Below are 26,031 nucleotides of genomic sequence, written 5' to 3' on the forward strand. Positions count from 1 at the left end.
GCTAAGCAATATGAAAGATAATGTATGGTTTACGTACAAAGCACGTATTCAGGCCCACAAGAGATTGGCGTGGCTAGATTTTCACGCGCAGCTCCTACTTGTCTGGTATGCTATATTAAGCACCATACTTGCAGTACTGACTGTCCGTTACCCTAAAGTAATGGGAGATAACACCGATATTCTTGGAACTATTTTATCTGTTGCTTTACTTGGAGTTTCACTTGCAGTAGCTAATCGAGACTTTCGTGGTCGAGCCATGCTGATGCGCGACAACTATTTAAAGCTACATAAGCTGTATCGAAACGTTCAATATAACATTGGTACCGCAGCGGATCATCAAATACAATACCACAACATTCTATCTGAATCCGAAAACCATTTTGAAATAGATGATCGCATTGCGCGCGTTTTCTCTCAAGGGCTCACCAGCAGGCTTCCTACAAATTTTGAAAGAGCTCAGGCCTGTCTATGGCTGACAGCACGAGTCCTTATCACCTGTTCTCTATATGCGGCCCCAATAATTGCAGGTTTGTACGCTTGGAGTACAAAGCTAGGATGAGCTCCTCAGCGAGGATAGTTACATTCAAAAGATGTTAAGTCCTTTCAAGCTTTTCCTCTTAGTTTAAACTCAGAAAATCTTCACATAATTGGATAAATAATATCTTCTCTATTTCACTGATACATGGACGAAAAAGCATGGCACTTTCTGAGAAAGAGTCATGTTCAAGTAACGCACCGTATAATCACGTAAGAGCACCGAACAGTGCTCTCGTGGCCCTGGATAGACAGCCACTCAGAATGCGCGACTGGCGCAAAGCTTCATGCGCCAGGTCAGGATTTGTCGGGCACGCCCTGTGTCCCGACGTTTGTGACAAGATCATCGCTAATCATAGGTGCGAAGCAAGATTGTCAGATCAATTACAAACGACGGGCCATAGCATTGCTAACTCCTGAGGTATTCCAATTGGTATTCCAATCAGAATTTAAAATGAATATTTATGATGATAATCAATAGCATAAAACACAGGTTCAGATTACCCCGGCCAAATCAGAAAAATCAAGACGCCTTAGGGAGTCTTTTTTGTGCTTGAAATTCGGACAATGTGCAGCTTTCAGAGCGTTGAAAACTGCGCCACATCCCCGCTCAAAAATGGCGCTGTTCTAAAAACTGCGCCATTTTTCTCGCCAACAACAGCTAAACGGTGCCAACTCAGCAATCTCTTCAAGCACCGAAATACTCAGCAGCATCTAGGCAGCGAGAAGTCTGAGCTACTGACAAAACACACTGGCATTACTCAAAGAACAACGCAGCAGCAACGCGATCAGATCGCTACAACCCGAATCTCATGCAAACACGCCCTCAAACCGAAGCAACATTATCGTGCCACCACTCCAGATTTCGATAAAATCCGCAGAACACAGGATTTCTGAAAGGTTGAGAAATGGACTTCCCCCCTGTCATCGCCCAGGTATCAGGCGTGTTGGGCTGGCTTATTCTGTTCGCACTTCTGCTTGCCCTGCTCAAATCACCATGGGCCAAAGGGCATATCGGCGAACTTCTCGTACGCTTCGCTGCTAATCGGCATCTGGACGAGCAAATCTACCGTCGCGTGCATAATGTCACCCTGAATACGCCAGACGGCACCACGCAGATCGATCACGTATTCCTCTCGATCTACGGCATCTTCGTGCTGGAAACGAAGAACATGAGCGGCTGGATTTTCGGCAGCGAGAAACAGGCGCAGTGGACGCAGAAACTCTACAAGCGCACTTTCAAATTCCAGAACCCGCTGCGGCAGAACTACAAACACATCAAGGCTCTGGAAGCCACGCTGGGCATTAGCCCTGAGTATCTGCACTCGGTCATTACCTTTGTTGGCGGCAGTACCTTCAAAACAGAAATGCCTGCCAATGTCACTCAAGGCATTGGATTTATCCGTTACATCAAGTCGTTCCAGCAGACGGTATTCAGCAAGGCTGAAGTCGACGCCATGCTGCAATCGCTGCAAACAGGCCGCCGCGCTCCCGCTCTTGCGACTCACCGTGAGCATGTGCAGAACCTCAAGCGACGAAGTGACCCGACTGCCGAGCGACAGTGCCCGAAATGCGGTAACGCGCTGCTGATTCGTACCGTGAAGTCGGGTGCGAAAGCGGGGCAACAGTTTTGGGGATGCTCGGGTTTTCCCAAGTGCCGGACCATGCAAGCTCTCGGCACTAGAACAGCGCAGCTTTGAACTGGCGCTCCAGACGTTTCCTCTGGTTGAAGATTATTAGGTTGTACTATCAGGACAATTGTCGCGCCAGTGGTGCGACTTTTCACCCGGTGCGGTAGACCTCATAAAACTGGCGCATGCGGAACAGACTAGATCGAATCTTCACAGCACAGGCAAAAGATCAGCTCCCAAAGCCCCCAATAGCAAGACGCCTCCCTTTCCCTTGAGCGAAATTTCCGAGAAAATCCCAGCCGCTTGCGCCCGTGAAATCCGGTCACTACTCTGCCTCCGTCGCTGCATATTCAGCGAACGGGTTTAGTCGCCCGGGATGACTGGCGCACTGCGCCACCTTTTGCGAGGCGCTTTTTATGGCCTGCATTTTATGGTGGCCGTGCGTAGGGCACCTTCGGGTGCGCCGGGTACCAGTCTCCGGTCGACTAACCTGCGCATGGCCGCCACCCATCGTTTAGTCGCGAGCATGGCGGCTCCATTTCTGACTGGAGTTACATGATGCTCAAGATCACACCTGATCCACCCTGTCACCTCTCCCCTCGCTACCTTGAAGATGCTCTCGTGCGTGCTTCCGAGCTATTGAGTTGTGCCGCTGCCACAGCCTATGAGAGCGGCGACCGCTTGAGTGGTTCGCATCGGCATCTGGCCTTGTCTGTCGTCCATCTGGTGGAGATGGCCAAGGCTGAGGTTGATCGTTCGCTGGAAGATCTTTCGGTTCGTTGATGTGTGGATTACAAAACCTGCATTGCGCAGGTTTTGTAATTTCGCTGGAAAAATCTCCAACACATTATTATTGAAAAGACCTCTACGCCTTGCGGGGCATGCCCTCCAGCCAGACTGCGCAAAAAGTTGCGCAACTCAAAGCGGTTATAGTCTCGCCCCACTTCGACTGTCACCAAGGAATGGTATGACTCCAACAGCTCGTCTTGGCGATATGCACCTCTGTCCCATCCCGGGCCACGGCACATCGCCTATCGTTTCTGCATCACCCGACACCCGAATCAACTTCCTGGGTGCAGCCCGAGTAGGTGATGTTTGTGGTTGCGGTGCCGTAATCACTACAGGCTTTGCCTCCATCATCGTTGACTATCGACCGCTGGCTTATCTGGGCAGCCCCACCAGCCATGGCGGCACCATAATCTCAGGCAGTTCAGATACCTTCGGCGGCTTTCAGTATGGTGGTACGACAGCTCAGGCCATCATTGACTTTGCCAAGCTCGGAGCCGTGCGCCCGGATGGTTCTGTGGATGATCAGCTAATGGCCGAACTGCTGGCCGATCCGCACCTACAACAGCGTGCTTTGCTGTCAGGCGCTCTGGTACAACCGGGAAGATCATCCTCAACAGTCGCCAAGGAGTCTTTGACTCCAGAGTTGATCGCCGTTGCCGGCAGCCAGCACGACACTGGCTCGGGCAACAAGATGATGTTTATCGGCCAGGCCGTGAGTGAACTTGCCGGGTTCAAACGCAACAAAAGCGACCTGACACGGACGCTGATAGTGTTCACCCCGTCATATAGCACCGAGATGCTTAGCGCAGCACGCAACTCTGCCAAGGCCTATGGAGCGGGCTATGTCAGCGTGGCGAATGCCAAGGAGCTGATTGAATACTTGAATCGCGGCAAAGACCGGAATCAATCACCCATCGAACACCTGTCGCTGTTTAGCCATGGCGTGCCTCAACGGATTGCCTTCGGCTATCAACTCGTCGAAGACCCGCAGATGTCTCTTGATGTGCTGAATTACAAAGATATTTCTGTCCTGGCATTCTCCAGCGCGGCGCAAATTGACAGCTATGCCTGTCGAACTGGCATGGGCAACCTCTCCGAGTACCGTATAGAAGATGGCATCCAGTTTTTCCCGCAGACCAACGAGAGTTTGGCGCAATTGCTGGCGGATCATTTACAGATCAAGGTACGCGCTTTCATCCGGCGCTCGGACTACAAGAATACCTGGGGTTCGTTTGAAGAGCGCCAGTTAGGCAAGCTGTGCGGCATTAGCACTGGCACGTCGGACAATCCGTGGTGCAGGAAGTGGAACACACTGAAGGATGAGAGAAGTATGCATCACCGAAAATTCAAGTTCACCTACCAGACCATGGGGACAATTAACCCAGTGATTTCTGGCGACACCCCCATTGGCGTACCAGGAGGCTACTTTGAGTTTCTACCGAAGTAAGGTCTTCTGGATTGCAACAGCCATTTTCTTGCCGCTACTACTGGTCGCGAGCTACTACGGGTTCAAGGTGATGATGAGCGTATACAAAACGGATTTGGGTAACGGTGTCGTGATTTATGCTGACGATTACGTGAAGACCGGTCGATGGGTGTTCGACTGTGAGTATTCACGGCTGGTCAGTCGTGAGCCGCTGCCGGTGCCATTCTCCGAGCTGGAGAATGCCGGAAAACTCACCATTGGGAATGCACTTCTGGAAGAAGCAGACGAGCAGCCTGCCAAGGAAGCATTGAAAGCCATAACGGGTACTCGCGGCTGGTATAAAAACCTCCGTTACCTCTACTCCGCACTGGATGAAAACAGCGACTTGAATGCCCATGCTTTCTATCTGGTTGCCCAACACGCTGGCCGGTCATGGGCTGTAGAGGTAGACCAAGCAATCGGCCTCGGCGGAAAGTCTGAATTCACCGTGACGATTGAACCCTATGATCCGGATATCTACGTAGATTACGCCAAGGCGCTTCAGGCTGCAGCCAAGAGCTGTACGGCTGCGCAATAAGAAGATGATCAGGTTATGCGACCAAGAAAATTGTCGCGCCAGTGGTGCGACTTTTTCCTCGACGCGATAGGTATCGTAGAACTGACGCATGCGAAATTGCCTGCTGCCTGGCGCTGTAGACCAGTGCGAATACTCCATCATCTGCTTGCAGTCATACCGGAATGGCCTGAAGTCACTGCCCAGCATATTGGAGCAGCCTCCGCCCTCCTCACCAGCCAGCCCCGTCTCTGTCCCTTGAACGAAGTTTCCGAGAAAATCCCGATCGCTTGCGCCCGTGAAATCCGGTCCTACAAAAACCTTTCTCCCAGATTCTTCGCCAAAAACCGCGTAAACGCCGATATCCGCTGCGGCACGTGCTGGCGATGTTGATAAACCACATAAACATCCGCTCTCGGCGCGTGGTACTCGGGCAGCACTGCAACCAGTTCTCCTCGGGCGAGGTGTTGCTGGGCATCCCAGCGGGAGCGGAGGATCAGGCCGTGGCCGTCCAGGGCCAGGCGCATGGCGACTTCGCCGTCGTTGCTGGACAGGGTGCCGGTGACTTTCTGGCTGTATTCGCGGCCGTCGCGGGTGAAGCGCCAGATGGCGTAGTCGCTTCCGTATTGTTTGAGCACGATGCAGTTGTGTTGCGCGAGGTCGGCGACGTCCTGGGGTGTGCCTGCGCGTTCGAGGTAAGCAGGTGAGGCGCAGAGGATGCGGGGGTTGTCGAGTACGTGGTGGGCGATCAATCGTGAGTCGGGTGGTTCGCCCACGCGGATGTCGATGTCGATTCCTGCATCCAGCAGGTTGACCGGCAGGCTGGAGAGTTGCAGCGACAGTTCCAGGTGCGGGTGTTGGGCGGCGAACCCGGACAGCAGGGGCGCGATATGGCGTCGGCCAAAGCCGAACGATGCATTGATGCTCAACTTGCCTCGCAGCACCGGCTGGCGGTTGTCGAGGGCGCTTTCCAGTTCTTCCAGTTGACGCAGGATTGGCCGGGCACCTTCCAGGTAGATCACGCCTTCAGGCGTCAGGTCCAGCCTGCGGGTGGTGCGGCGGATCAGTTGCACGCCCAGGCGCTGTTCAAGCTGGGTCAGGCGTTTGCTGACAGCGGGCAGTGACAGACCCAGCTCCCTGGCCACGGCGGTCAGGCTGCCGTGGGTCGCCACGCGATTGAAGAAGCTGAGGTCATCGGTGTTGGTGGCCAACTCTTTACTTGAATTCAAGAATGGATTTCCCGTAAGCCAAATTGTGCTTGATGGACGAATGAATACACTGGAGCGCACCACCTGACAAGCACGAGACCCGATGCCATGACTCAATACAATTACAAGATCGCTGTCATTCCCGGAGACGGTATTGGCAAGGAAGTGATGCCCGAAGGCGTCCGCGTCATGGACGCCGTCGCAGAGAAGTTCGGGATAGGTCTGCAATGGGACTGGTTCGATTTCGCCAGCGCCGACTATTACCTTGAGCACGGCAAGATGATGCCGGATGACTGGTTTGAAACCCTCAAGCAATACGACGCGATTTACTTTGGCGCAGTCGGCTGGCCGGATGTCGTACCGGACCACATCTCACTGTGGGATTCCTTGCTGAAGTTTCGCCGCGATTTCGATCAATACGTGAACCTGCGCCCATGTCGCCTGATGCCCGGCGTGAAAGCGCCACTGGCCGGTCGCAAGCCGGGGGATATCGACTTTTATGTGGTGCGGGAAAATACCGAGGGCGAATATTCCAGCGTCGGCGGCACCATGTTTGCGGGCACCGAGCGGGAGGTCGTAATCCAGGAGACGGTGATGACGCGCGTCGGCGTCGACCGCATCCTCAAGTACGCTTACGACCTGGCGCAGAGTCGCCCCAAGAAGCATCTGACTTCAGCCACCAAGTCCAACGGCATCGCTATCACCATGCCGTACTGGGACGGCCGCGTCGTGGAGATGGGCAAGCAGTACCCCGAAGTGCTGGTCGACAAATATCACATCGACATTCTCACGGCGCATTTTGTGCTGCATCCAGACCGCTTCGATGTGGTGGTGGCCAGCAACCTGTTCGGTGACATTCTTTCCGATCTGGGGCCGGCCTGTACCGGAACCATCGGCATTGCGCCTTCGGCCAATATCAACCCGGACCGGACGTTCCCCAGCCTCTTCGAGCCGGTGCATGGTTCGGCGCCGGACATTGCAGGCAAGGGCATCGCCAACCCGATCGGGCAGATCTGGTGCGGCGGCATGATGCTGGAGCATTTCGGCCATGCAGAGGCCGGGGCCGCCGTACTGTCGGCGATTGAAGCCGTGCTGGCGCAAGGGCCGGAGCATGCGCCATTGACGCCGGATCTGGGCGGTACGGGTTCGACCGTTACGCTGGGCAAGGCCATCGAGGAGCAGGTGCGCCGGGCAGAGTAAGCGCGAAAGTGCTCGCCAGTGCAGATTGCTGGCGAGCACATCATTTTTTGGATCTCCCTCTTCATCCTTCATTCTTCCATCCGGCAGCTTACTTCGCTCATTCGATCATGATATTGTCTAGCACACTAGATAGTAGCGAGCTATATAAAGTAATGACCGCGAGCACATCAGCAACACGTCGCGAAGTGGGGACTCAACTGTCCTTCGCCTTGTATGGCGCAGCCAACCGAATGGTCCGTCTCCACAAACCCTTTCTTGAGCCATTGGGCCTGACGTTTCCCCAGTATCTGGTGATGCTGGAATTGTTCAATGACGCCCCCAGAACCGTGGGTGACCTTGGCAACCGGCTCGCGATGGATACAGGAACTATCACCCCGCTCCTCAAGCGTCTTGAGGCCGCAGGAATGGTGACTCGCACCCGTGACCGCAACGATGAACGTCGCGTACTGATCGCCCTGACCGATGCCGGGGAAGCGCTGCGCGAAGAGCTGTGGGCCGTCACCGACAAGATCAAGACTGCCTGCCAGTTGACCGACAACGGGCTGGAAGCACTTCGCGACACGCTCAACGACTTCGCACGGCCCGCCTGTGAATAAAGGGTGAGCCGCCTTCCCCCTTGTGAAGAGGATGAATAGATGAAGATTGGAATTATCGGCGCAGGCAACATTGGCGCGACCATTGCCAGAAAGCTGGCTGCCAGCGGGCATGAGATAAAGCTCGCCAACTCAAAGGGACCAGACTCCATTCAGGACCTCGCCCGTGAGGCCGGTGTCAGTGCTGTCAGCAAGGAAGACGCGGTTGCGGGCGTGGATGTCGTTATCGTCTCGATCCCTTTTGCGAAGTATCGAGGCCTTGCGAGCCTTTTCAGCCAGGTGCCTGCCGATATCGTGGTCATCGACACGTCCAATTACTATCCATTTCGCGACGGCGCGATAGAGGAAATCGAAGGCGGCAAACCGGAAAGCGTCTGGGTCAGCGAGCAGATTGGTCGCCCGGTTGTGAAAGCGTGGAATGCACTGCTGGCGCAAACCCTGACGGATAAAGGTCAACCAGCCGGAGCCTCGTCGCGCCTGGCCCTTCCTGTTGCAGGAGATGAGGCCAAGGCAAAGGCAATCGCGCTGGAGCTGGTGGAAGCGACGGGGTTCGACGCGCTGGATTCGGGCAACCTGATCGACTCCTGGCGTCAGCAACCGGGCACTCCGGGTTACTGCACTGAATTGACGGTCGAGGAGTTGAAGCTTTCCCTCGACGCAGCCGCAAAGGAAAGTGCTGCGCAGAATCGCGAGGCTTTGTTGAAAGAGTTCATGTCGGCCACAAGCACGCTCAGCCATGAGCATGTAGTGGCCCGAAACAGAGCGATTACGGGGAGTGTTTTGCTTTAGGTCGCGAGTGCTGCAGGGTCATCCGCAGGTAATATCCTCGATACGGTTCTGCCCGTTGACCTCGATATTCAGCCGGAGCGGGCTGTAACTCAGGTCTCGGGGTCCACCACTTGAAACGACACGAGAGCCACGTGCGCGCGCGAGTTTCTCTATGGTTTTTCTGTTTTCAGCGGTGAACTCCTCTCCCAGCATGGAGGAGGCTCGTGCAGCGTAGCAGCCGTATACAGTCATCTTTCCCTTGTAGGGTTCAGAAGCCCCATAACCACGATCGATGGGCTGCTCGCTGGCGAAGGAGTGCCCACCCGGCATGGCCAACAGCAGACAAACAGCTCCTGCGGCAAATGAATTCACGATATTGAAAGGAATGACTTTTTCCATAAGGGCAAAACTCCGAAGTGGCTATAAGACATCGTATTCAGTGATCAGTTCACCGCTGATATCCGCCACAACCGCCCTAGTACATTCGCTGGATGATTCTTCGATTCGTTGAGTGGAACTCACAAAACCTGCACTCGGCAGGCTTTGTGTTTTCCGCTATGCACTAGGAAGCGAGATTACAGCCTTCCCGGATGGGCATTAACTTTCACGATTTGTTCTGTGAGGGTGTTGTAGTCACAGGAGTACATGTGATTCTGAAACGCGCCAAAACCATTCTGGAACTGGATTTTGTCGCCGAAGTAAGTAATCACGCCACGGTCTCTATCCGCCCACTTATAGCGGGTGAACTTTGGCTCCAGCACCCCGTCGGTCCACTTGAAATCATACTGCGCCATTTTCTCGATGGGGGTCTTACAGAAGACGGATGCGGCCACGAAATGCTTTTCACCCCAGCAGGTAACATCAAGCCGGCACTTCTCATCGCTTTTATCCTTTGCCTGCTTTTCTGCCAGCGCTTTGGCTTCGGATTCTTTCTTCGCATTTTCAGCAACGGCATTATCAGCCTGCTCTTTCGCCAGGGCTGCTTTTTTGGCGGCCTCTTCTACCAGCGCTTTTTGGGCATGGACACCTTCTTTTATCTTGTCCCACTCTTCCTTGGTGGTCGCTCCATTTTCTTTAGCCTCACGGTACTCTTGCGCAGAAACAAAGCCTTTCTCAGCAATGCTTTTTTCCAGTGTCTTCGAGGCCAATATCACGCCTGTGGTCGCCAAAACAAAAACGACGCTGACCACCGCCCAACCATTTATTACCTTTCCTGTTTTGGCCTGGACTTTCCCTCTGACAACAGGAAGGCAAATCACGCCAGAGATCAGAATCAGCAAAGCTGCGAACGCATTTCCGCCAAACGAAACGAGGCCAATAAAAATCAAAACTACGCCAAATATCCACCCCAGAAACAGCGAAACGGTGCGCATTTACAACTCCCTTCTCTAAGTAATGGCTTAATGCCGGCGCGCCATGTTCAGTTCCAAGCCTTGAAGAAGCAAGTTTTTAGTTGCTGTTTATGCAGGGATAAGTCGATTCAATAAAACGACGTGTTGCACCGTCTCTTGCATCTGCTCTGGGCGAACTCAATCACTCAACTCATGCACCAGAAAATCCAGGAACGCCCGTGTCTTCAATGGCACACGTCGGGCGGACGGATACACCGCATTGATTGAGATCGGCGGGGCCTGCCAGTCGCACATCACGGGGATCAGTCGTCCTTGCTCCACGGCTTTTTCGACAATGAAGGTCGGAAGCAGGGCAATGCCCATGCCGGCTTCAGCCGCTTGTGCCAACAGGTCGCCGTTATTGGCATGCAGCGGGCCAGTGACATGGACTTTCTGGGTTTCCTTGCCATTGCTCAGTTGCAGGCTGACGCCGCTTTGCAGGTAGCCATAGTTCAGGCATTGATGCGCCGCCAGATCGCGGGGGACTTGCGGGGTTCCTTCACGAGCCAGATAAGCGGGTGAAGCCACCAGCATGCGGGGCGCCGGGGCGAGATGGCGGGCGACCATGGAAGAGTCCGCGAGGCTGGCAATGCGGATGGTCACATCGAAGCCGCCCTTGACCGGGTCAACCTGCTGGTCGCTGAACACCAGTTGCAGCTCCACCTTGGGATGTTGCTCATGGAATTTGGGAATCAATGGTCCCAGTCGGCACAGCCCGAATGACATGGGCGCGTTGACCCGCAGTACACCCTGCACTTCCCCCAGCCCACTGCGCGCCCGCTGCTCGGCTTCATCCAGCGACGCCAGCACTTCACGACAGGCATCGTAGTACTCGGCCCCCGCCTCAGTCAGATGCAGGCTGCGCGTCGTCCGCAACAGCAATTGCACGCCCAGGTTTTCTTCCAGAGCCTGGATTTGCTTGCTGACTTTCGAGCGAGGTACATCCAGCACACGAGCCGCTGCTGCGAAGCCATTGGCGTTCACTGTGGCAACGAATGTGCGCATGCAGTCGATACGATCCATGAATGTCCCTTATCTGGAAACAATGAGTCTCGATTTTAGGGAATTGTCTCGATAACCGCTAGCCCGTAAATTTACTCCCAAGCCAGCAAGCAAACGCCAGACAGGCAAAGCGGCTAACTCATTAACGATTCGCACTAATCAACTTGAAAGGAAATCATCATGTCCAAACTCGAACTGCTGAACCCGACCAACTCTGCTCTGATCCTGATCGACCACCAGCCACAAATGGCTTTCGGCGTACAATCGATCGACCGCCAGACACTGAAGAACAACACCGTAGGCCTGGCCAAGGCCGCCAAGCTGTTCAACGTGCCAACCATCCTGACGTCGGTAGAAACCGAAAGCTTCAGCGGTTACATCTGGCCAGAGTTGCTGGGTGTGTTCCCCGATCAGCAGCCCATCGAGCGCACTTCGATGAACTCCTGGGAAGACAAGAAACTGGTGGAAGCGGTCAAGGCGACCGGTCGCAAGAAACTGATCATCGCGGCACTTTGGACCGAGGTCTGCCTGACCTTCCCGGCTCTGGAAGCCATGGCTGAAGGCTACGAGGTGTACATCGTCACCGATGCCTCGGGCGGCACGACCAAGGAAGCTCATGACATGTCGGTACAGCGCATGATTCAGGCAGGCGCGATTCCGGTGACCTGGCAACAAGTGCTGCTTGAGTACCAGCGTGACTGGGCACACAAGGAAACTTACGACGCCGTCATGGCGCTGGTTCTGGAGCACAGCGGTGCTTACGGCATGGGCGTCGACTATGCCTACACCATGGTTCACAAGGCACCGCAACGGACCGTTTCCTGATACTCGATTGCAACCCTGCCGGCGCGTCTTGATGACCCGCCGGCATTTGCCGTTTTTGCCATGGCAGTCTGTCGCATGGCCTCAATAAGCCATGAAGCCTTTGAGTAAATATGTCACGATCAATCCCAGCCGAAACGGCACACTAAAGATCATCAGGCTCGACCACATCGTTGCCTTGGAGTACAGCATTTTGAACAGCAAATTGACGGCTGCAGAACTGGCCGTAATCAGTGAAATAGAAGCGACATCCAGCCTTTTGAAGCTGGTGACGCGGCTGACCGGTTTAAGATTTGCTGCCATCGCCAAAGTGACGGAAACCAACTGGACCGCCTGCGCGGTCTGCGATGAAATCCAGTTCGGTGTCGAGCCCGGTCACGAGCTTGAGATTGAAACCACCATCTGCAATGAAATACGCGCCAGCCGCCATACCGTATTGATCGACGAGGTGGCTACAGACCCTCTGTATGCCAACCATCCCGTGCCGAAGCTTTACGGTTTCCAGAGTTATTTCTCCATGCCGATCATTTTTCCGAATGGCGTGTTCTTCGGCACGTTATGCGGGCTTGATCCATTGCCGGCCAAGCTTGGCAATCCAGAGACTGTCGATACCTTGAAGGTTTTCTGCACGTTGCTGGGCAGCACGCTGTATGCGCATGAACAGTTGCTGGAAAGCCAGAGCGAGATGAGTTGTTAATCCGCTGCTTTCGTTTTGCGCTTATGCGGTCGCGGCTCTCGGGGCGATAAACCTGCCCTTCAACTGATGAGAAAATCCATGGAGTGGACTTCACGCAAGAGCAACTGCCCTTTCATTCAGGAATTACTGGACGCATGGCTGAAGGCAGTCAAACGCTATGTCGACATGCTCGATAACGATAACTGCTGGTGGCATAACGAGCGCGCCAATGTCAGTACGCTGGCCGGTGCGGCCTGGTCGCTCGGTTGGGTGGCACTTGAGGAATACCCCACGCGCAAGCATCGCCCCGCGAACTCGGACATAGATAAACCCGAAACAGATGGACGTGGGCGTTGCGATCTCTATATCAGCAACAAGCACGAAGATTTCGCATTCGAGGCCAAACATGCCTGGCAACTGGTCGGCGGGCCGGATGTAGTGAAGGCGGCAATGGTATTGGCGAGAAGGGATGCGCTAGCTCTCAAGAGAGAAGCCAGCCGTCATTTCGCGGCGACCTTTATCGTGCCGTTCTTGCCGAAAGCACAGGTTCAAGGCATGACAGGCGATGATTTGCTGGGACAACTCAAGCAATGGCTGCACAGTCAGAATGAGTTCAACGGCGATAAGCAGCAAAATATCTCCTATGCCTGCACCTTTTCAGGAACAGGCAAGGAGTCATGGAGTAATGACATCAACCACTTCCCCGGAGTGGTACTGGTCCTGGAGGAGGTTCACGTCGCTACGCAGGACAAGAATCAGCCTTTCAAGGACTGAAGACCAGCACCCGATTTCGTCGACGAACGGTAAGGCTCACGCCGACGGCCTTCCTCCTGGTGCAGGCCACGGCCCGCAAGTCCTGGAGGGCTTCTGGAGGTAAAAATATTTTTTTGCCGGAAAACCTTCTTGCCGTGCGATCAAAACAACATCTGCGGTTGTCTGATAAAGTGCCACGCATAGTGGCAAATAGTCACTACCTGTGGATTCTTGAGTTCTATGAGCACCGGCGCCCCTATTCCGCTGAACGAAACGCAACGTTTGCTACGTATTACCGAACTGTGCGTGCTCGAAAACACGGTGGATGATGTCTTTGAAGAAATCGTGGCGATGACCGCCGAGTTCTTTCAGGCTCCCATCGTGTTGATTTCCATCGTCGACGAACATCGACAGTGGTTCCGCGCCCGGTTTGGCCTGCAAGCTCAGGAAACGCCACGGGACGTCTCGTTCTGCGCCTACGCGATTCTCAGCGATGGCTCGCTGGAGGTTGTCGACGCAACCCTTGATGATCGTTTCAAGGATAACGGCCTCGTCACGGGGGAACCGGGCATTCGCTACTACGCGGGCTCGCCTCTGATTACCGAGGACGGTATCGCGCTGGGCACACTCTGCGTCATCGACACGGTTCCCCGTGCGCCCATGAGCGAGCGCGAGGCGCGGATGCTCAAGCGTCTGGCCGCGCTGGTCATGAAGCGTATCGTCGACTTGCGCTTGAGTTGCTTCGTCGACCAGACCACCGGGCTCTATAACCGTCTGCGCCTTGAAGAAGACATTCTTCTGACGCTGAAAACCGGTAAAGAGATGCGCCTGGTGGCCGTCGACATGATTACCCCCGAATTCCTCAACGATATCGTCAAGGCGCTGGGCTACAGCTTTGCTCAGGATCTTGTCGTGGCGATGAGAAATCGTCTGCAAGCCATGCTGCCGTCAAGCTGCCCTCTGTATAAGATCAGCCCGACACGCTTCGGCTTTCAATTACCTGGCGACATGCCGGATGAGTCGATCTATCGCGCCATCATCGAAGACCTTCAATCTCCCGTGATATGCCACGGCATTCCGGTGCAGATGCAGGTCGGCCTGGGCATTGTGCCTCTGGATAGCCAGGCTACGGAGCAGGACTGGGTGCGCCTGGTCATCAGCGCCGCTGACGATGCTCGCGCCCGCCGTACGGGCTGGGCCTTGTACGAGCCTCACATGGATGCGACTCAGCAGCGGTCATTCCAGTTGCTCGGCTCACTGACCAGCGCCGTGCATGCTCACGATCAACTGAGGCTGGTTTATCAGCCTCGCATCGATCTGGCTTCGGGCACCTGTACATCCGTCGAGGCGTTACTGCGCTGGGTCCATCCGACGCTGGGGCCAATCGGCCCTGCCGAATTCATTCCACTGGCAGAAAAGACCGCCCTCATGCGGCCCTTGAGCCTTTGGGTATTGCAGACAGCCATTGAGCAGGCCGCAAGCTGGCAGCAAAAAGGTTTCGATATCCGGGTCGCCATCAACGTGACGCCCGACGACCTGACAGGGCCGGTGTTCACTGATCGGGTGATCTGGCTGCTGAAAAAACATGACATCTCACCTGCGCACTTCGAGCTTGAATTCACCGAAAGCGCATTGATGCAGAACCCGACAGAGGTCCGCAGCCAGCTTGAACGCTTGCGCGAACTGGGTATGCACATTGCGATCGATGACTTCGGCACGGGTTACAGCAACTGGAACTACCTGCGACAGTTGCCCGCGACCACCGTCAAACTGGACCAGTCACTGGTGCGCAACCTGACGGTTGAAGAAGCGGACCAGCGCCTGGTCAAGGCCTTGATCGGGCTGGCCAAGAAGCTGGGGTATTGCGTGGTGGCCGAAGGCATCGAAACCGATGCCATCCGCAAGCTGGTCAGGCAGTGGGGTTGTGATGAAGGGCAAGGCTATCTGATTGCCAGGCCCATGGAAGCCGATACCCTGTTGAGTTGGCTGCAACCCAATCAAACCATGCTAGGCGCAACAGAAACGGCACCCGAAGCGCAAAACCTGTAAAAACGGTTATAACCTTAGATTACATATTCATAACCGCTCAGAACATAAATCGTTATGCTGCCCGCCAGTTTTTACCTGACAACAGGTCTTACAGGGTCATATATGGATGTCGGCGGTCTGGGTTTCGTAGTAGCAGGGCTGGTGGTTGGTTTTATCGTGGGTATGACGGGTGTTGGGGGCGGCTCATTGATGACCCCTATCCTGCTCTGGTTTGGTATCAATCCGGCGACCGCCGTGGGTACCGATCTGCTTTACGCCGCAATCACCAAGTCCGGTGGCGTACTGGTCCATAAAAAGAACGACAACATCGACTGGAAGATTACAGGCTGGTTGACGCTGGGCAGCGTGCCAGCGGTGTTGCTGACCCTGTGGTTTCTGAGCACGCTGGACTCAGCCCCCGATGCGCTGAACGCCATCATCAAGCAGGCACTGGGCATCGTCCTTCTATTGACGGCGCTGGCGGTGCTGTTCAAGAAAAAACTGCTGGCCTTTGCTCACCGTCGCGGCGACGGGCTTTCGTTCTTCAATGGCTCAAGCCTGAACGCTCTGACGGTAGTGACGGGCCTGATCCTGGGCACCATGGTGGCCCTGACCTCCATCGGCGCTGGCGCACTGGGTACGGTGGCTCTGTTCATTCTTTACCCACTGCTGGCCACCCGGCGCCTGGTCGGTACGGAAATAGCCCATGCCGTGCCGCTCACGCTGGTCGCAGGCCTTGGGCATGCAAGCATGGGCAATATGAACTGGGAATTGCTGGGCTGGCTGCTGATGGGCTCGTTGCCCGGCATTTATCTGGGCAGCCACATGGCCGGGCGTATATCCGATGAGCTGCTACGGCCCTTTCTGGCCATCATGCTGGGGATGATCGGCTTCAAGCTGGCGTTCTGATCGAAGCCAGAACCCGGCTGACGGCTTCTGGCACGGAGAGTTCAGAGGTATCGAGAATGACTGCGGCACTTTCGGGTGCTTCGTAAACGCTATCGATGCCCGTCATATTCGGAATCAGGCCACGCCGGGCCTTTTCATACAGCCCCTTGGGGTCTCGCTCTTCGCACACCTGGATGGGTGTGCTCATGTAAATCTCTGTGAAGTCACTCTCACCGATCACATGGCGGGCCACTTCTCGCTCCCGGCGAAAGGGCGAGATAAATGCCGTGATCACGATGACGCCAGCATCCATCATCAAGCGTGCCACTTCCGCAACGCGGCGTATGTTTTCCACCCGGTCTGCGTCGCTGAATCCCAGATCCTTGCTCAACCCTTGGCGAACATTGTCGCCATCAAGCACATAAGTGCGCTTGCCTTCGGCATGCAGCGCCTGCTCCAGCGCATTGGCAATCGTTGACTTGCCGGAGCCCGACAAGCCGGTAAACCAGATGACCTGCCCAGCGTGGCCATTGAGGCGCTCCCTGTCCGGGCGGGTGATGCTGAGTGCCTGGCGATGGATATTCTGCAAATGCGGCTGGCTTTGATCGGCCATTATCGGACCTTGTCCCTTTGGTTTTAATACTGCCCGCACAGAATCCGATTCTGGCGTGCGGGTCGCTGGATGTTATCAACAAACGAACGGCTCGTTGATCCCGATCAAGGGAGATGAAACACGCTCATCGGGATACGTAATTTGTTGTAGCCCAATCGGGATTTTGGGTGCAGGATTTCGTGCGTCAACTTTCCGTGCCGGTGACTCGGCATCTGCTCACCTTACAAAATGGAGATGCGTACCATGCTTATCCGAATTGAAGAAGGTAATTACGGGGCCAACTGGGTTGTGAAGCTGGACGATTACCCAGTGACCTGCCGGAGTTGGCAGGAAGCCAAAGAGTTCGCAGAGCGAATGAAATCCCGAATAGATGCGCCTCATCCCCTGCCACGCTCTGCCCGACGAGCGGCAACGGAACGAGCCACTGCAACCTGACACCCCATCACCCGCCCTCCGGTGCTTGACGGATAAACTCCGGGGGGCATGCTTTTACTGCATTGAGCCAGTTATTTTCCGGGTATTGAGCCCCTGAGACCCGTTCTCGATTTGCCAACATTCATTTCACATCCTCTTCACTTCTGGCTGTGTACATTCACATCACTCCTTTGATGAATCCCATTTGGCCCACCGCGTTGTGGGCCATTTTTTTGCCTGTCGAAAACCGCACGACCTTTGAAAGCCCTTATTGGCCCTGACTGGCAAATACTGTTTCCTGCGCGACAGCAGGCTTGCCGCTGACCGAGCCGTTCACGTTCAGTTGCGCCAGACGATCACTCCCGGTGCCGCTGACTATCGTGCTGCTCCATTGCGCTGCCACGGTCGCCATCCAGCCAAACAGAAACAAAGCAACAACCTGCAACGCCCACTTTGCAATTATCGACATGTGTTTTCTCCATAACGGGTTCGTGATGGCGAGGATATAAGCATCCCTGCATTGCAGAAGAATTGCAGAAAATCACGTTTTATCCACCCGCATCACGTACCCGACGAAGTGCTCCTGAAGTCTGGCATCAGTACTTGCTGGCCTCTTGAGCCGGGTTTGCGGGCTTTGAGATATGCCTTGGGCCTGTAAGCACCCACAACAGCACACCAATCACCGGCACAGCGACAATCACGATAATCCACAACAATTTGTTGCTGGATGTCGTTTCGCTTTTACGCACCCGCAGGACTGCCCATATATCGGCCAGCACAATGAGTGCGACCAGAGCCGTAAAAAACCACAAACCACTTTCAGATATCCAAGGCATTTGAAACCTCCCACCTGTTTGAGCTGAGGCCGCCGAGCAGGCGCCCTTGAATAGAAGAGGTCACGAGAAGCCGGAAAGTTCAGAGAAGTAGGAAAACTCAATGGGTTCATGGAACCGACGGTCCTGGTGGGTGAAACCATTCAGTCAGCCGCCATCAAACCCGATGGGAGCCCGCAGTAGACAGGGAGAGTTGCGGGCAGACACTGAGCCGAGGGATACGCCATGAACACGCCATTGATCGTCAAACTTTTCACCCAACCCAGGGACGCCTGGCGAAACATTCGGGATGAGGAGGAGCAGGAGCCACGGCACTACCTGCCCCATTTGATACTGCTGGCGCTGATACCGGTCATTTGCCTGTACATAGGCACCACTCAGGTCGGCTGGAGTCTGGCGGAAGGTGAAAACGTGAAACTCGGCACCAGGAGCGCATTGCAGCTGTGTGCCTTGCTGTATGTGGCATTTCTGCTCGGGACGATACTGATGGGAGGCTTTATCCGCTGGATGTCTCGCACCTTTGAAGCCCGAGCGACGCTCAATCAGTGCATTGGCTTCGCCACCTACACCGCCACACCCTTTTTCCTTGCGGGCCTTGCAGGGCTGTATCCAGGCCGCTGGCTGGCGCTTCTGGTGCTGGGGCTTGCTTCGGTATATTCGACCATGCTGCTGTTTATGGGCATAGCCACCTTCATGCGCCTGCCCGAAGGCAAGGCACCGCTCTATGCCGCAGCGATCTGGGCGATAGGGCTTCTGGTGCTGGTCACGATTCTGGTGTCGACGATCCTGCTTTGGTACAACGGCCTGACGCCGGAGTATGTGCGGAGTGCGCTGGGCGAAGTGGAGGATTGAGCAGCCTCCAAAGTGATTCATGCCTTGACTGATCGGCATGACTCCATAGGAGCTTGCAAGCAACGAGGCAGGTTTTCCTGAAATACCGCTATCGCGGCCAAGGCCCCTCCAGAGGGTCCTTGGCTGCAACAGGGCACAGCACCGATATCAGGTAATCGGTGCCGGGTTGAACAGCGTGATGTCGTTGTGCAGACGGTAATGCTCGGTCCAGGTCTTTTTCTTGCCGCTGGCCACATCCAGATAGAAGTGGAACAGCTCCCAACCCAGGTCTTCGATGGTCGCGCGACCGGTTGCAATGCGTCCGGCGTCGATATCGATCAGGTCGGGCCAGCGCTGGGCCAGTTCCGTACGGGTCGAAACCTTGACCACCGGGCTCATGGCCAGGCCATACGGCGTACCACGACCCGTCGTGAACACATGCAGGTTCATCCCGGCAGCCAGCTGCAAGGTACCGCACACGAAATCACTGGCTGGTGTAGCGCAGAAAATCAGCCCTTTGCTCTTGAACCGCTCGCCAGGGCCAAGCACGCCGTTGATGGCGCTGTTGCCTGATTTGACGATCGATCCCAGGGATTTCTCGACAATGTTCGACAACCCGCCCTTCTTGTTGCCCGGCGTGGTGTTGGCGCTGCGATCCGCTTCGCCCTTGGCCAGATAACGGTCGTACCAGTCCATCTCACGCACCAGTTCCTTCGCGACGGTCTCGTCTTGTGCGCGGGAAGTCAGCAGATAGATGGCATCGCGTACCTCAGTCACTTCGGAGAACATCACCGTCGCGCCGGCACGCAACAGCAGGTCCGAGGCGTAACCCAGCGCCGGGTTGGCCGTGATGCCGGAAAACGCATCACTGCCGCCGCACTGCATGCCGAGGATCAGCTCCGAAGCCGGTACGGTTTCGCGACGACGCTGGTCCAGTTTTTTCAAGCGGACTTCAGCCAGTTCCATGATCTGTTCGACCATTTCATTGAAGCCATGGCTGGAATCCTGAAGCCGGTACAGCCATGGCTCACTGAGATCCACGGAGCTGTCGTCTTCATGCATGACCTGCCCGGCCTGCAACTTCTCGCAGCCCAGGCTGATGACCAGCGCCTCGCCACCCAGGTTCGGGTTACGGGCCAGGTTACGAACGGTGCGGATCGGAATGTAAGCGTCAGTCGCCGTGATGGCCACGCCACAGCCGTAGCTATGGGTCAGGGCCACCACGTCATCGACGTTGGGATAACGAGGCAAGAGTTCCTCACGGATACGCTTGACCGCAAAGTCGAGGACACCCGTTACACACTGGACGGTGGTGGTGATGCCCAGGATGTTGCGTGTGCCCACGGTGCCGTCGGCGTTACGGTAGCCCTCGAACGTATAACCCTCCAGCGGAGCCTCTTTTTCCGGCACCGCATCGGACATCGGCAGACTGTCCAGCGCAGGCGCAGAAGGCATGCGCAACTGGTCTTCCCTGACCCAACTGCCACGTGGGATAGGCTGCAATGCATAGCCAATGGTGTGGCCGTAACGAATCACGGCCTCCCCTTCGGCCAGATCCACAGTACTGACCTTGTGGCTCTGCGGTACGTTATCGACAGTCACCAGCCCATTGTCGAACTCGGTTCCGGCTGGAACGCCCTGGTCGTTGACCACTACCACCACGTTATCCAGCGGATGCAGCCGGATATACCGTGGAGAATCGGCATGTTGAATCAGGTTCATCACGGTTACCTCAAGGTTTGACTTGGGAAAGGTCGCTGACTTGGTCGTTCAGCAAAGGCCCCTTGGCTGGCGGCTCTTTCAATTCCACGCGCTTGATCTCACCCACGATGAAGATGTAGCTGATTACTGCCAACAGCGCATTCGCGCCGACGAACACCAGTGCCCACTTGAAGGAACCTGTAGAGCTGATGATGTAACCAATCACGATCGGGGTAGTGATCGAAGCAATATTACCGAAAGTGTTGAACAGGCCACCGCTCAAACCGGCGATCTGTTTAGGCGAGACATCGGACATGACAGCCCAGCCCAGCGCCCCCACACCCTTACCGAAGAACGCCAGCGCCATGAAGCCTACGACGACCCATTCAACATCGACATAGTTACAGGTGACGATGGACGTCGACAGCAGCAGGCCACAGATGATCGGTGCCTTGCGGGCGAAGGTCAGCGAGTGGCCTTTGCGCAGCAGGTAGTCGGAAATGACACCACCAAGCACGCCGCCGATGAAGCCGCAAATGGCCGGCAAGGACGCAATGAAACCCGCCTTGAGGATGGTCATGCCGCGTTCCTGAACCAGATACACCGGGAACCAGGTCAGGAAGAAGTAAGTGATACCGTTGATGCAGTACTGGCTCAGATAGATACCGAGCATCATGCGGTTGGTCAGCAACTGGCGAATGTAATCCCAGCGCGGTCCGCCGCCTTTCTTGTCCTTGCTCTTGTCCTGAGTATCCAGGTCGACCATGCCGCCGTTGCTGGCGATATGCTCGATCTCGGCCTCATTGATCAGAGGGTGGTTGCGCGGGCTATAGATGACTTTCATCCACAGCAGCGAGAACACGATGCCACCGGCCCCCATGACAATGAACACATGCTCCCAGCCGAAGGTGTAGACGATCCAGCCCATGAGCGGAGCGAACAGTACCGTGGCGAAGTATTGCGCGGAGTTGAAGATCGCCGAGGCAGTGCCGCGTTCAGCAGTCGGGAACCAGGAGGCCACGATACGTGCGTTACCCGGAAAGGATGGCGCTTCAGCCAGGCCCACCAGGAAGCGCAGCATGAACAGCGCGACGATGGCAGTGGAGACACCGAACTCACCCACATAGCCTTGCAGCAGGGTAAATAGGGACCAGGTGAAAATGCTCAGGGCATAGACTTTCTTCGAGCCGAAACGGTCGAGTAGCCAGCCGCCAGGAATCTGACCGGCCACATAGGCCCAGCCGAATGCAGAGAAGATGTAGCCAAGGGTTACGGCACTGATGCCGAGGTCTTTCTGAATGCTTGAACCGGCAATCGCGATGGTGGCTCGGTCGGCATAGTTGATCGTGGTGACAAGGAACAGCATCAACAGGATCAAATAGCGGACGTGAGTCGGCTTGGACTTTTGCATGTTTTTGAACTCCCACTCATTATTTTTTTACGCGGGTAATACATTTTTTTTGGGTCCAGCTCTGCAGGCCCCTTAAAAGTGTCAGCGGCGACGACAACTTTTACCTGCATGGTCTTGCGGTCTAACGACAAAACCGCTGATCACTCAGCGGCTTTGCCTGTAGCGGTGTTACTGCTTGCCTTGTTTATCCATCAGCGCAGCCAGCAGTTCGACTTCTTCGCCAGTCAGGTCAGTCAGCGGTGCGCGGACCGGACCTGCATCGTAGCCAGCGATTTTTGCGCCCGCCTTGACGATGCTCACGGCATAACCGGCTTTACGGTTACGGATATCCAGGTATGGCAGGAAGAAATCGTCGATGTACTTGCCGACAGCTGCGTGATCGTCACGAGCGATAGCGTGGTAGAAGTCCATCGCCAGTTTCGGCACGAAGTTGAATACGGCCGAGGAATAAACCGGCACGCCCAGCGCCTTGTAGGCAGCGGCATAGACTTCAGCGGTCGGCAGACCACCCAGGTACGAGAAGCGGTCGCCCAGACGACGGCGGATCGAAACCATCAGCTCGATATCACCCAGGCCATCCTTGTAGCCGATCAGGTTCGGGTTGCGCTCGGCCAGTTTCTCCAGCAACGGAGCGGTCAAGCGGCATACGTTGCGGTTGTAGACGACAACGCCGATCTTGACCGATTTGCAGACCGCTTCAACGTGAGCGGCAACACCGTCCTGGCTGGCTTCAGTCAGGTAGTGCGGCAGCAACAACAGGCCTTTGGCACCCAGACGCTCGGCTTCTTGAGCGTATTCGATGGCTTGACGAGTCGGGCCACCGACACCGGCCAGGATTGGCACGCTGGTTTCGCAGGTGTCGACGGCAGTCTTGATGATTTCCGAGTATTCGCTGGCAGCCAGGGAGAAAAACTCGCCAGTACCACCGGCGGCGAACAGCGCGCTTGCGCCGTAAGGAGCCAGCCACTCAAGGCGTTTGATATAGCCAGCGCGGTTGAAATCGCCCTGAGCATTGAAATCGGTAACCGGGAAAGACAGCAGACCGGAAGAGAGGATGGACTTCAGTTCTTGTGGATTCATTATTCGAACACCCTGTGGGACAAAATTATTAGAGGATCACCGGGGGGCAGATCCGATGTCGTAAGTCATCGTACAACTGAAAATAAAATGTCTCAACAGGGATTTGCAGGTTTTTCGGAACTAAAGCGATGAAAGGGCTTTCAGGCCTTTAAAGACGGGGGCTGAGGAATTTCTGGAGGGAGGTGGTGCGTTATATGATCACTGAACGCTACAAGCTACAAGCTACAAGCTACAAGCTACAAGCTACAAGCTACAAGCTTTTGACTTGAAGCTTAAAGCTTGCAGCTTGCAACCTGCCTTTACGCCCTCTGCGACTCAGCCTCTTCATGCGCATGACGCAGACGTTCGCGGCTGTTGGTGAGGTGCAGGCGCATGGCGGCGCGGGCGGCGTCGGAGTCCTGGCGGGCGATGGCTTCGTAGATTTCTTCGTGTTCGCGGCTCAGGCGACTCATGTAATGCTGCTGATCATCATGGGCCAGGCGTGCCGAGTTCAGGCGTGTGCGCGGAATGATGCTAGTGCCCAGATGGGTCATGATGTCAGTGAAGTAACGGTTGCCGGTGGAAAGCGCGATCTGCAGGTGGAACTGGAAGTCCGAAGCCACGGCATCGCTGGCATGGGCTGCACTTTCGTTCAGGGCATCGAGGGCTGCACGCATGGCGGCCAGTTGCTCATCGCTGCGACGCTGCGCAGCCAGGCCGGCGGACTCGACTTCCAGGCTGATTCGCAACTCCAGCACCGCCAGCACATCACGCAGAGTGACGATGGTGGCCGGATCGATCCGGAAACCGCTGGGGCTCGGGATATCCAGTACAAAAGTGCCGATACCGTGCCGCGTCTCGACCAGGCCGGAAGCCTGCAAGCGGGAAATGGCCTCGCGAACCACAGTCCGACTCACGCCCTGCTCTTCCATGATGGCGGATTCGGTCGGTAATTTATCGCCGCGCTTGAGCTGCCCGCTGCTGATGCGCTCGGACAGCTCAGTCACCAGTTCCTGCGCAAGGCTGCGGTGCTTTCTGCGTGCGCGAGGCGCAGCGGTTTGCTTTTCCATATCCAACATCGATCTCGGCACTGTTAAACAAAGACCAATCATAGCTCAGCGGTTATACGATAACACCCTGAAAACTAATGGTCGGGGACAGACAGAATTTAGACAAGGTATTGCCGCGCCGGCTGCTCAAGCAACTTTCCCCCTTCAACCCGTAAATATCGTTCATGGAAACGCTTGAGACTGCTGCGGTGCCCGATGCTGAGAAGGGTCATGTCAGGCTGCTCATCGATAAGCGCCTGATACAACGTCGCTTCGTCCTCTTCGTCCATGGCCGACGTGGCTTCATCCAGATACAGCCACTTGGGCGCAAACAGCAGAGCACGGGCAAAGGCGACACGCTGTTGCTCGCCGGGCGACAACAGGCGCTGCCAATGATTGTTTTCATCCAGCCTTGCGACCAAATGCTCCAGACGGCAGGTGCGCAATACCTCGACAAATCGCTGGGACGGATACTGTTCGGGGACCTGTGGATAACTCAAGGCCTCACGCAACGAACCAATGGGCAGGTAAGGCTTTTGTGGCAGGAACATATAACGCTCGTCCGGCAAGCGGATCTGCCCCTGCCCGTGATGCCATAAACCGCCCAACGCCCGCAGCAATGTGCTTTTGCCACTCCCCGAGCGGCCACTGAGCATGACCCGCTCGCCAGCAGCGATGGACAGGCTGGCATCGCGCAGCAGTTCGCGACCACCGGTCAGGCCCAACCCCAGGGCGCTCAGTTGCAAGACTTCACTGTCACGACTGAGCGCAATGGCCGGGCGATGCGCCTCATTCTCGTCCATGCCCTGACGGAAGCTGAGCAAGCGGTCACAGGTAGCGCGCCACGAGGCCAGCGAAGCATAGGCCTCGATGAACCAACTGAAGTTTTCCTGCACGCTGCCAAAGGCCGAGTTGATCTGCATGAGGTCGCCCAGCTCGATCTTCCCGGCAAAATACCGGGGCGCGCCGACAATGAACGGGAAGATAAGCGCAATCTGCGAATAGCCGGCCGTGAAAAAGGTCAGGCCTTTCTGAACCTTCATGATCGAGCGAAAGTTGCTCCAGATCATCCCGAAGCGACTGCCCAGACGCTGTTTCTCATTGGGTTCGCCATCACACAGCGCAATGCTCTCGGCGTTCTCCCGTACGCGCACCAGGGCAAAACGCAGATCGGCCTCAAAACGCTCCTGTTGATTGCTCAGGACAATCAGCCGCCGCCCGATCAAGTGCGTCAACCAGCTACCGACCACGGCATACACCAGTGCAGCCCAGAACATGTAGCCGGGAATCGTGACGCCCAACACTTCGATGCTGCCCGATACGCCCCACAGAATGACTGAGAACGACACCAGACTGACCACCGTACTCAGCAGCCCGATACCGAGTGACAGGGTTCGGGTCGTGAACTGATCAAGGTCTTCAGACAGACGCTGGTCAGGGTTATCCGTATGACCGGCCTGCTCCAGTTGGTAGTAATTCTTGTGGCTGAGCCACTTGGCGAAATGTTGTTCGGTCAGCCAGCGGCGCCAGCGAATGGTGAGCATCTGCGTCAGGTAGAGACGATAGACCGCCCCCAGAATCGCCACAGCAGCGATGCCACAGAAATACAGAATCAGATGGGTGAAAGACGCCAGGTCTTTCTTTTCCAGAGCGTTGTAGAAATCCCGGTACCAGCTGTTGATCTGGACCGAAATTTCAACACTGAACAGCGACAGGGCAATCACCGCAGCCAGCAGCAACCAGGCCATGCCCTTTTCTTCGCTACGCCAGTACGGCGTGATCAGCTTCCAGACTCTGGGGAGGAACGTGCCACGCGGGGCGTCGTTGACTTCAGGGTTGCGATTCATGATTCAGGCCC

At 55.7% G+C, this 26,031-nt stretch carries 27 protein-coding genes and 1 pseudogene; 15 read left to right on the forward strand and 13 right to left on the reverse strand.

The window, feature by feature from the left end:
* Window positions 1-10 precede the first annotated feature (10 nt).
* The 5 genes from Q6A51_RS16545 (at window position 11) to Q6A51_RS16565 (ending at window position 4,957) form a co-directional block, all read left to right on the forward strand.
* On the forward strand, window positions 11-559 hold the full coding sequence (locus tag Q6A51_RS16545; protein WP_304575291.1) for an SLATT domain-containing protein: 549 nt from the start codon (window positions 11-13) through the stop codon (window positions 557-559).
* Window positions 560-1,442: 883 nt separating this feature from the next.
* A complete protein-coding gene (locus tag Q6A51_RS16550; protein ID WP_304575292.1) occupies window positions 1,443-2,234 on the forward strand; it encodes a nuclease-related domain-containing protein in 792 nt (263 codons plus the stop codon).
* A 486-nt stretch (window positions 2,235-2,720) separates the two neighbouring features.
* Complete coding sequence (locus tag Q6A51_RS16555; protein ID WP_371874974.1) at window positions 2,721-2,948, forward strand: DUF6124 family protein; 228 nt, start codon at window positions 2,721-2,723, stop codon at window positions 2,946-2,948.
* Window positions 2,949-3,132: 184 nt separating this feature from the next.
* Window positions 3,133-4,401, forward strand: coding sequence for a PAAR domain-containing protein (locus tag Q6A51_RS16560; protein WP_304575293.1), 1,269 nt, complete (start codon window positions 3,133-3,135; stop codon window positions 4,399-4,401).
* Window positions 4,382-4,957, forward strand: a complete 576-nt coding sequence (locus Q6A51_RS16565; RefSeq protein WP_201020192.1) for a hypothetical protein — start codon at window positions 4,382-4,384, stop codon at window positions 4,955-4,957. Before Q6A51_RS16560 ends, Q6A51_RS16565 begins: the two co-directional genes overlap by 20 nt.
* Here the strand turns inward: Q6A51_RS16565 and Q6A51_RS16570 are convergent.
* Both Q6A51_RS16570 and Q6A51_RS16575 read right to left on the reverse strand, forming a co-directional pair.
* Window positions 4,958-5,062, reverse strand: a pseudogene (locus Q6A51_RS16570) (PDDEXK nuclease domain-containing protein); the annotation flags it as partial.
* A gap of 182 nt (window positions 5,063-5,244) precedes the next feature.
* A complete protein-coding gene (locus Q6A51_RS16575; RefSeq protein WP_201020137.1) occupies window positions 5,245-6,162 on the reverse strand; it encodes a LysR family transcriptional regulator in 918 nt (305 codons plus the stop codon).
* Between the two features lie 87 nt (window positions 6,163-6,249).
* Here Q6A51_RS16575 and Q6A51_RS16580 point away from each other — a divergent pair, with 87 nt between their 5' ends.
* The 3 genes from Q6A51_RS16580 to Q6A51_RS16590 all read left to right on the forward strand — a co-directional run bounded on the left by Q6A51_RS16580 (window position 6,250) and on the right by Q6A51_RS16590 (window position 8,723).
* Window positions 6,250-7,341, forward strand: coding sequence for a tartrate dehydrogenase (locus Q6A51_RS16580; RefSeq protein WP_201005584.1), 1,092 nt, complete (start codon window positions 6,250-6,252; stop codon window positions 7,339-7,341).
* A 152-nt stretch (window positions 7,342-7,493) separates the two neighbouring features.
* Window positions 7,494-7,937: a MarR family winged helix-turn-helix transcriptional regulator gene (locus Q6A51_RS16585; protein ID WP_201020136.1), complete on the forward strand. Its 444-nt coding sequence runs from the start codon at window positions 7,494-7,496 to the stop codon at window positions 7,935-7,937.
* A gap of 39 nt (window positions 7,938-7,976) precedes the next feature.
* Complete coding sequence (locus tag Q6A51_RS16590; RefSeq protein WP_304575294.1) at window positions 7,977-8,723, forward strand: NADPH-dependent F420 reductase; 747 nt, start codon at window positions 7,977-7,979, stop codon at window positions 8,721-8,723.
* Window positions 8,724-8,741: 18 nt separating this feature from the next.
* Here Q6A51_RS16590 and Q6A51_RS16595 read toward each other — a convergent pair whose 3' ends face one another.
* From Q6A51_RS16595 to Q6A51_RS16605, 3 genes are all read right to left on the reverse strand, one after another.
* Window positions 8,742-9,101 (reverse strand): I78 family peptidase inhibitor, encoded by a 360-nt coding sequence (locus tag Q6A51_RS16595; protein ID WP_304575295.1) that lies wholly within the window; start codon window positions 9,099-9,101, stop codon window positions 8,742-8,744.
* Window positions 9,102-9,277: 176 nt separating this feature from the next.
* The gene (locus Q6A51_RS16600) at window positions 9,278-10,075 is read right to left on the reverse strand and encodes a hypothetical protein (RefSeq protein ID WP_304575296.1); all 798 of its coding nucleotides are present in this window, start codon (window positions 10,073-10,075) and stop codon (window positions 9,278-9,280) included.
* Between the two features lie 156 nt (window positions 10,076-10,231).
* Window positions 10,232-11,116 (reverse strand): LysR family transcriptional regulator, encoded by an 885-nt coding sequence (locus Q6A51_RS16605; protein WP_201020132.1) that lies wholly within the window; start codon window positions 11,114-11,116, stop codon window positions 10,232-10,234.
* Window positions 11,117-11,275: 159 nt separating this feature from the next.
* Here Q6A51_RS16605 and Q6A51_RS16610 point away from each other — a divergent pair, with 159 nt between their 5' ends.
* The 5 genes from Q6A51_RS16610 to Q6A51_RS16630 all read left to right on the forward strand — a co-directional run bounded on the left by Q6A51_RS16610 (window position 11,276) and on the right by Q6A51_RS16630 (window position 16,283).
* Window positions 11,276-11,920 (forward strand): hydrolase, encoded by a 645-nt coding sequence (locus Q6A51_RS16610; RefSeq protein ID WP_201005588.1) that lies wholly within the window; start codon window positions 11,276-11,278, stop codon window positions 11,918-11,920.
* A 190-nt stretch (window positions 11,921-12,110) separates the two neighbouring features.
* Complete coding sequence (locus tag Q6A51_RS16615) at window positions 12,111-12,614, forward strand: GAF domain-containing protein (RefSeq protein WP_201005589.1); 504 nt, start codon at window positions 12,111-12,113, stop codon at window positions 12,612-12,614.
* Window positions 12,615-12,692: 78 nt separating this feature from the next.
* Window positions 12,693-13,367 carry a hypothetical protein gene (locus tag Q6A51_RS16620; RefSeq protein ID WP_304575297.1) on the forward strand — a complete coding sequence of 225 codons (675 nt, stop codon included), beginning with the start codon at window positions 12,693-12,695 and terminating at the stop codon, window positions 13,365-13,367.
* A gap of 219 nt (window positions 13,368-13,586) precedes the next feature.
* Window positions 13,587-15,395 (forward strand): putative bifunctional diguanylate cyclase/phosphodiesterase, encoded by a 1,809-nt coding sequence (locus Q6A51_RS16625; protein WP_304575298.1) that lies wholly within the window; start codon window positions 13,587-13,589, stop codon window positions 15,393-15,395.
* A 102-nt stretch (window positions 15,396-15,497) separates the two neighbouring features.
* Complete coding sequence (locus tag Q6A51_RS16630; protein WP_201020129.1) at window positions 15,498-16,283, forward strand: sulfite exporter TauE/SafE family protein; 786 nt, start codon at window positions 15,498-15,500, stop codon at window positions 16,281-16,283.
* On the opposite strand, the gene cysC is transcribed toward Q6A51_RS16630, so the two are convergent.
* Window positions 16,267-16,875 (reverse strand): adenylyl-sulfate kinase, encoded by a 609-nt coding sequence (cysC, locus tag Q6A51_RS16635; protein ID WP_201020128.1) that lies wholly within the window; start codon window positions 16,873-16,875, stop codon window positions 16,267-16,269. The two genes, Q6A51_RS16630 and cysC, sit on opposite strands and share 17 nt — an antisense overlap.
* Window positions 16,876-17,118: 243 nt before the next feature.
* On the opposite strand from cysC, the gene Q6A51_RS16640 reads away from it, so the two are divergent.
* Window positions 17,119-17,310 carry a hypothetical protein gene (locus Q6A51_RS16640; RefSeq protein WP_236124259.1) on the forward strand — a complete coding sequence of 64 codons (192 nt, stop codon included), beginning with the start codon at window positions 17,119-17,121 and terminating at the stop codon, window positions 17,308-17,310.
* A 247-nt stretch (window positions 17,311-17,557) separates the two neighbouring features.
* On the opposite strand, the gene Q6A51_RS16645 is transcribed toward Q6A51_RS16640, so the two are convergent.
* A complete protein-coding gene (locus Q6A51_RS16645) occupies window positions 17,558-17,758 on the reverse strand; it encodes a hypothetical protein (RefSeq protein ID WP_201020191.1) in 201 nt (66 codons plus the stop codon).
* A gap of 127 nt (window positions 17,759-17,885) precedes the next feature.
* The gene (locus Q6A51_RS16650; protein WP_201020127.1) at window positions 17,886-18,125 is read right to left on the reverse strand and encodes a PLDc N-terminal domain-containing protein; all 240 of its coding nucleotides are present in this window, start codon (window positions 18,123-18,125) and stop codon (window positions 17,886-17,888) included.
* A 222-nt stretch (window positions 18,126-18,347) separates the two neighbouring features.
* Here Q6A51_RS16650 and Q6A51_RS16655 point away from each other — a divergent pair, with 222 nt between their 5' ends.
* Window positions 18,348-18,974, forward strand: a complete 627-nt coding sequence (locus tag Q6A51_RS16655) for a Yip1 family protein (protein WP_201020126.1) — start codon at window positions 18,348-18,350, stop codon at window positions 18,972-18,974.
* A gap of 147 nt (window positions 18,975-19,121) precedes the next feature.
* Here the strand turns inward: Q6A51_RS16655 and garD are convergent, their stop codons facing one another.
* From garD to Q6A51_RS16680, 5 genes are all read right to left on the reverse strand, one after another.
* Window positions 19,122-20,675, reverse strand: coding sequence for a galactarate dehydratase (gene garD / locus Q6A51_RS16660; RefSeq protein ID WP_304575299.1), 1,554 nt, complete (start codon window positions 20,673-20,675; stop codon window positions 19,122-19,124).
* Window positions 20,676-20,685: 10 nt separating this feature from the next.
* Window positions 20,686-22,065 (reverse strand): MFS transporter, encoded by a 1,380-nt coding sequence (locus Q6A51_RS16665; protein WP_201005604.1) that lies wholly within the window; start codon window positions 22,063-22,065, stop codon window positions 20,686-20,688.
* A 168-nt stretch (window positions 22,066-22,233) separates the two neighbouring features.
* Window positions 22,234-23,145 (reverse strand): 5-dehydro-4-deoxyglucarate dehydratase, encoded by a 912-nt coding sequence (kdgD, locus tag Q6A51_RS16670; RefSeq protein WP_201005605.1) that lies wholly within the window; start codon window positions 23,143-23,145, stop codon window positions 22,234-22,236.
* Between the two features lie 299 nt (window positions 23,146-23,444).
* The gene (locus Q6A51_RS16675; RefSeq protein WP_201005606.1) at window positions 23,445-24,194 is read right to left on the reverse strand and encodes a FadR/GntR family transcriptional regulator; all 750 of its coding nucleotides are present in this window, start codon (window positions 24,192-24,194) and stop codon (window positions 23,445-23,447) included.
* Window positions 24,195-24,292: 98 nt separating this feature from the next.
* Window positions 24,293-26,020, reverse strand: a complete 1,728-nt coding sequence (locus Q6A51_RS16680) for an ABC transporter ATP-binding protein/permease (RefSeq protein WP_304575300.1) — start codon at window positions 26,018-26,020, stop codon at window positions 24,293-24,295.
* Between the last annotated feature and the right edge of the window lie 11 nt (window positions 26,021-26,031).

Origin of the sequence: Pseudomonas serbiensis (assembly GCF_030580745.1) — a bacterium.
GTDB classification, from domain to species: Bacteria; Pseudomonadota; Gammaproteobacteria; order Pseudomonadales; family Pseudomonadaceae; genus Aquipseudomonas; species Aquipseudomonas serbiensis.

What these genes read in the sequence shown, in the direction of transcription:
- Q6A51_RS16620 (WP_304575297.1), top strand. Translation starts at nt 12,693, where the DNA reads ATGGAGTGGACTTCACGCAAGAGCAACTGCCCTTTCATTCAGGAATTA.
- Q6A51_RS16605 (WP_201020132.1), bottom strand. Translation starts at nt 11,116, where the DNA reads ATGGATCGTATCGACTGCATGCGCACATTCGTTGCCACAGTGAACGCC.
- Q6A51_RS16555 (WP_371874974.1), top strand. Translation starts at nt 2,721, where the DNA reads ATGATGCTCAAGATCACACCTGATCCACCCTGTCACCTCTCCCCTCGC.
- Q6A51_RS16680 (WP_304575300.1), bottom strand. Translation starts at nt 26,020, where the DNA reads ATGAATCGCAACCCTGAAGTCAACGACGCCCCGCGTGGCACGTTCCTC.
- Q6A51_RS16595 (WP_304575295.1), bottom strand. Translation starts at nt 9,101, where the DNA reads ATGGAAAAAGTCATTCCTTTCAATATCGTGAATTCATTTGCCGCAGGA.
- Q6A51_RS16675 (WP_201005606.1), bottom strand. Translation starts at nt 24,194, where the DNA reads ATGGAAAAGCAAACCGCTGCGCCTCGCGCACGCAGAAAGCACCGCAGC.
- cysC (WP_201020128.1), bottom strand. Translation starts at nt 16,875, where the DNA reads ATGGCCGATCAAAGCCAGCCGCATTTGCAGAATATCCATCGCCAGGCA.
- Q6A51_RS16545 (WP_304575291.1), top strand. Translation starts at nt 11, where the DNA reads ATGAAAGATAATGTATGGTTTACGTACAAAGCACGTATTCAGGCCCAC.
- Q6A51_RS16650 (WP_201020127.1), bottom strand. Translation starts at nt 18,125, where the DNA reads ATGCCTTGGATATCTGAAAGTGGTTTGTGGTTTTTTACGGCTCTGGTC.
- Q6A51_RS16610 (WP_201005588.1), top strand. Translation starts at nt 11,276, where the DNA reads ATGTCCAAACTCGAACTGCTGAACCCGACCAACTCTGCTCTGATCCTG.
- Q6A51_RS16550 (WP_304575292.1), top strand. Translation starts at nt 1,443, where the DNA reads ATGGACTTCCCCCCTGTCATCGCCCAGGTATCAGGCGTGTTGGGCTGG.
- Q6A51_RS16645 (WP_201020191.1), bottom strand. Translation starts at nt 17,758, where the DNA reads ATGTCGATAATTGCAAAGTGGGCGTTGCAGGTTGTTGCTTTGTTTCTG.
- Q6A51_RS16590 (WP_304575294.1), top strand. Translation starts at nt 7,977, where the DNA reads ATGAAGATTGGAATTATCGGCGCAGGCAACATTGGCGCGACCATTGCC.
- Q6A51_RS16580 (WP_201005584.1), top strand. Translation starts at nt 6,250, where the DNA reads ATGACTCAATACAATTACAAGATCGCTGTCATTCCCGGAGACGGTATT.
- Q6A51_RS16640 (WP_236124259.1), top strand. Translation starts at nt 17,119, where the DNA reads ATGCTTATCCGAATTGAAGAAGGTAATTACGGGGCCAACTGGGTTGTG.
- garD (WP_304575299.1), bottom strand. Translation starts at nt 20,675, where the DNA reads ATGAACCTGATTCAACATGCCGATTCTCCACGGTATATCCGGCTGCAT.
- Q6A51_RS16585 (WP_201020136.1), top strand. Translation starts at nt 7,494, where the DNA reads ATGACCGCGAGCACATCAGCAACACGTCGCGAAGTGGGGACTCAACTG.
- Q6A51_RS16655 (WP_201020126.1), top strand. Translation starts at nt 18,348, where the DNA reads ATGAACACGCCATTGATCGTCAAACTTTTCACCCAACCCAGGGACGCC.
- Q6A51_RS16600 (WP_304575296.1), bottom strand. Translation starts at nt 10,075, where the DNA reads ATGCGCACCGTTTCGCTGTTTCTGGGGTGGATATTTGGCGTAGTTTTG.
- Q6A51_RS16665 (WP_201005604.1), bottom strand. Translation starts at nt 22,065, where the DNA reads ATGCAAAAGTCCAAGCCGACTCACGTCCGCTATTTGATCCTGTTGATG.
- kdgD (WP_201005605.1), bottom strand. Translation starts at nt 23,145, where the DNA reads ATGAATCCACAAGAACTGAAGTCCATCCTCTCTTCCGGTCTGCTGTCT.
- Q6A51_RS16630 (WP_201020129.1), top strand. Translation starts at nt 15,498, where the DNA reads ATGGATGTCGGCGGTCTGGGTTTCGTAGTAGCAGGGCTGGTGGTTGGT.
- Q6A51_RS16625 (WP_304575298.1), top strand. Translation starts at nt 13,587, where the DNA reads ATGAGCACCGGCGCCCCTATTCCGCTGAACGAAACGCAACGTTTGCTA.
- Q6A51_RS16560 (WP_304575293.1), top strand. Translation starts at nt 3,133, where the DNA reads ATGACTCCAACAGCTCGTCTTGGCGATATGCACCTCTGTCCCATCCCG.